Raw genomic sequence first — 3267 nt, forward strand, 5'->3', positions numbered from 1 at the left:
CTACGTGCGTGCCGTCCAGCGCATCCGGGCCTCGGAAGGGTGCGAGAGAAGTAGACGGCCGGCAGGGTCAAGGCTCGCTACCGGCCCACATCCGGGCCGGCCCACACCCGGGCCGGCCCGGTCACCGGGCCACACCTCACGCGTGCCGGGGAGCGGCACTCGGACCTCGATCAAGGAATCCAAGGCCGGCGGCGGCGATCCAAGACGGGTGAAGACCCGTTCGCCGCGGCGTTTCCGCAGGTAGACGGCCTCTCTTGAGCAAGGCGTCCACCCTGAGATCGCGAGAAGGACCCGCCGGTCAAGTCCCTGGGAGTGGTGTAACGGCGGATCTTTCGAGTTGTGCTGGTTAGAAGGGTTGTTCTCCGGGCCTGCGGGTGATGGTTTCGCCGGTTTCGGGTTGCCATTGGTCAATGTCGTCGGGCCAGGGTGCGGGCCGGCCTTGGTCGTCCCACCAGCCGGTCTCGATGTTGTCGGTGTGCAGAGCGGCGTTGAGGGCGGCGCGTTCGGCCGGGTCGGGAATGGCGGGCTCGCCGGTCGGGTCGGTCATGCTGCGCTCTCCAGTTGCAGGTCGTCGGTGGTCGCGGTGGACACGATGGTGGTGGGCGTGGTGCGGGCGCGGTCGAGCACGTCGAGGGCGAAGTAGCGGCGGCCTTCGGTCCATTCGTCGTGTTGTTCGGCCAGGACGGCGCCGACGAGGCGGATGATCGCGTCGCGGTCGGGGAAGATCCCGACGACGTCGGTCCGGCGTCGGATCTCCTTGTTCAGCCGCTCGTTGGGGTTGTTCGACCAGATCTGGCGCCAGATCTGTTGCGGGAAGCCGGTGAAGGCGAGCAGGTCGGCGCGGGCGTCGTCGAGGTGTTCGGCGACCTTGGGCAGGGACCTGCTGACCGAGTCGAGGAGTTTGTCGAACTGGGCGTTCACCGAGTCCGGGTCAGGCTGGTCGTAGACGGAGTGCAGCATGGTCTTGACGGCCGGCCACGCCGACTTCGGGCACACGGCCATGAGGTTCGCGGCGTAGTGGGTGCGGCAGCGTTGCCAGCTGGTGCCGGGCAGGTTCGCGGCGATCGCGTCGACCAGGCCGGCGTGCGCGTCCGAGGTGACCAGGCAGACGCCGGTCAGGCCGCGGGCGACCAGGTCGGCGAAGAACGTGTTCCATGCCTGTTTCGTTTCGCTGGTGGCGACTTTGACGCCGAGGACTTCGCGGTGGCCGTCGGCGTTGACGCCGGTCGCCACGAGAACGACTGCTTTGACGACCCGGCCCTGTTCCCGGACCTTCATGGTCAACGCGTCGGCGGCCACGAAGGTGAACGGCCCGGACTCGTGCAGAGGGCGGGTGCGAAACGCTGCGACCTGGGCGTCGAGGTCGGTCGCCATCCGGGAGACCTGTGACCGGGACAGGGTGGTGATACCCAGGCTCTGCACGAGTTTGTCCATGCGCCGGGTGGAGACGCCGAGCAGGTAGCAGGTCGCGACCACGCTCACGAGGGCGGCCTCGGCCCGTTTACGCCGCTCGAGCAGCCAGTCCGGGAAGTACGAGCCTTGCCGTAGTTTCGGGATCGCGACGTCGACGGTGCCGACCCGGGTGTCGAGCTCCCGGTGCCGGTAGCCGTTACGGGAGTTGACCCGCTCGGGCGAGGCCGTGCCGTACTCGGCCCCGCAGACGGCGTCGGCCTCGGCCGACAGCAGGGCGTTGATCGTCGTGGACAGCAGGTGCCGCATCAGGTCCGGCGACGCGTCCGACAGCGCTTGGTCCAGCAGGACGGCAGGGTTGATGATGTGGGGTGCGGTCATCGCGATAGAGCCCTTTCGAGAGTGCTGTGGAAGGTTCACTCGAAAGATCACGCGATGACCGCGCTCTTCGTTCAGCCCGCAGACCGGGCCGCCCGACGATCACGCCGATCGCGTTACACCACTATCAGGGACGCCACTGTCTCGGGGGCTGATCAGTGCCGCCAAGTGGCGGTCATGGATACTTCCAGCGGTCGTCGGTGGTTGCCGGAGGGGGTCATTGCTGCTGGCCGGCGCATCCTCGCCGATCTCCCTCAGAAACGAACGCACCCTGCCCACCCCGGCCGTCGGCCTGTCTGCCGGGCCGGTGGCTGGTCACGCCTGGGCCTCCGGGCCCGGCGCACGGACGGGTTCGGCATCGATCGTGTGCCAGGATCAGAAGGGTGCGTTCGTCTCCGAGTGAGTGGCGAGATCATGATCATCGCGGTGGCCGCGCGTCTCGGCTGGTCAGGGCCGGAAGTGGCGTTCATGGACAGCGTCAGGGCCATCGCCGGCCGCCGAAGAGTCATTGCGGCCGGCCACGTCCTTCCCGCTGATCCCCCTCGGTGACGAACACACCCGGATCAGGGTCTCCAGGGCCCTCTTGCCTGACAGCTCAGCAAGGTCGTCTGTTCCGCTGCCCGGCCCGCCGAGGACCTTCAGTACGACGGGTCCCGAGAGACCGGCTCAGCATCAGATCCACAGCCGTTTCAAGATCGGCGGCTGCGGTGAGTGATTGCGCCGGTTTTAGCGTGCCGGAATTGAACGAACGATACGCGGTCATTCCCGCATCCCTCCGCAAGGGACAAAGGGGTCAAGGCGAGCGGCCGACCGGGGCCAAATCCCTCCGACGGGTTGCCGGTGATGCCCCTGACAGTTTCTTCTCTGCCGCATCTCAATAGATTGGCATGATCCAGTTCTTGGCGGGTCTTACAGTTTATTCTTCGGGCGCGGGACAATTTAGGTATGCGGCAGCTCCAGATATTCGCCACGAAAGAGTTGGCCACGATGCGTGATCGGCGGGCGCGCCGGAATTATTCTCAGGCCGCTGAGGATTTCCGCCGTGAGCATGAGCGGCATCGGGCTTGGGGACTGCGGCAGCGTCACGCTCAACGCTTACGTCGCGCCGCCGCTATCGCCGCCACGGGCAGTGAAACCACCGAAGCGCCCTCACGCACACCGGACCCGGTCGCCTCGAAGCCGCCGGCCACCATGAAACCGGCAGCCATCCCGCAACCGCGCCTGGCACCGCAACCGCGTCCCGCGGCGCAACCGCGCCTGGCACCGCAACCGCGCCTGGCACCGCAACCGCGCCTGGCACCGCAACCGCGTCCCGCGGCGCAACCGCGTCCCGCGGCGCAACCGCGTCCCGCGGCGCAACCGCGTCCCGCGGCGCAACCGCGTCCCGCGGCGCAACCGCGTGCCGCGGCGCAACCGCGTGCCGCGGCGCAACCGCGTGCCGCGGCGCAACCGCGTGCCGCGGCGCAACCGCGTGCCGCG

Annotated in this window: 2 protein-coding genes; both read right to left on the reverse strand. The window is 68.2% G+C overall.

Annotation, left to right across the window (positions count from 1 at the left end):
- Positions 1 to 346 precede the first annotated feature (346 nt).
- A complete protein-coding gene (locus AB0I88_RS41115) occupies positions 347 to 547 on the reverse strand; it encodes a hypothetical protein (protein ID WP_361037706.1) in 201 nt (66 codons plus the stop codon).
- Positions 544 to 1791 carry an IS256 family transposase gene (locus AB0I88_RS41120; protein ID WP_361037708.1) on the reverse strand — a complete coding sequence of 416 codons (1248 nt, stop codon included), beginning with the start codon at positions 1789 to 1791 and terminating at the stop codon, positions 544 to 546. Before AB0I88_RS41120 ends, AB0I88_RS41115 begins: the two co-directional genes overlap by 4 nt.
- Positions 1792 to 3267 lie beyond the last annotated feature (1476 nt).

Origin of the sequence: Actinoplanes sp. NPDC049802, assembly GCF_040656595.1 — a bacterium.
GTDB lineage: Bacteria > Actinomycetota > Actinomycetes > Mycobacteriales > Micromonosporaceae > Actinoplanes.

Coding starts and splice junctions, on each gene's coding strand:
- AB0I88_RS41115 (WP_361037706.1), bottom strand. CDS start 547: ATGACCGACCCGACCGGCGAGCCCGCCATTCCCGACCCGGCCGAACGC.
- AB0I88_RS41120 (WP_361037708.1), bottom strand. CDS start 1,791: ATGACCGCACCCCACATCATCAACCCTGCCGTCCTGCTGGACCAAGCG.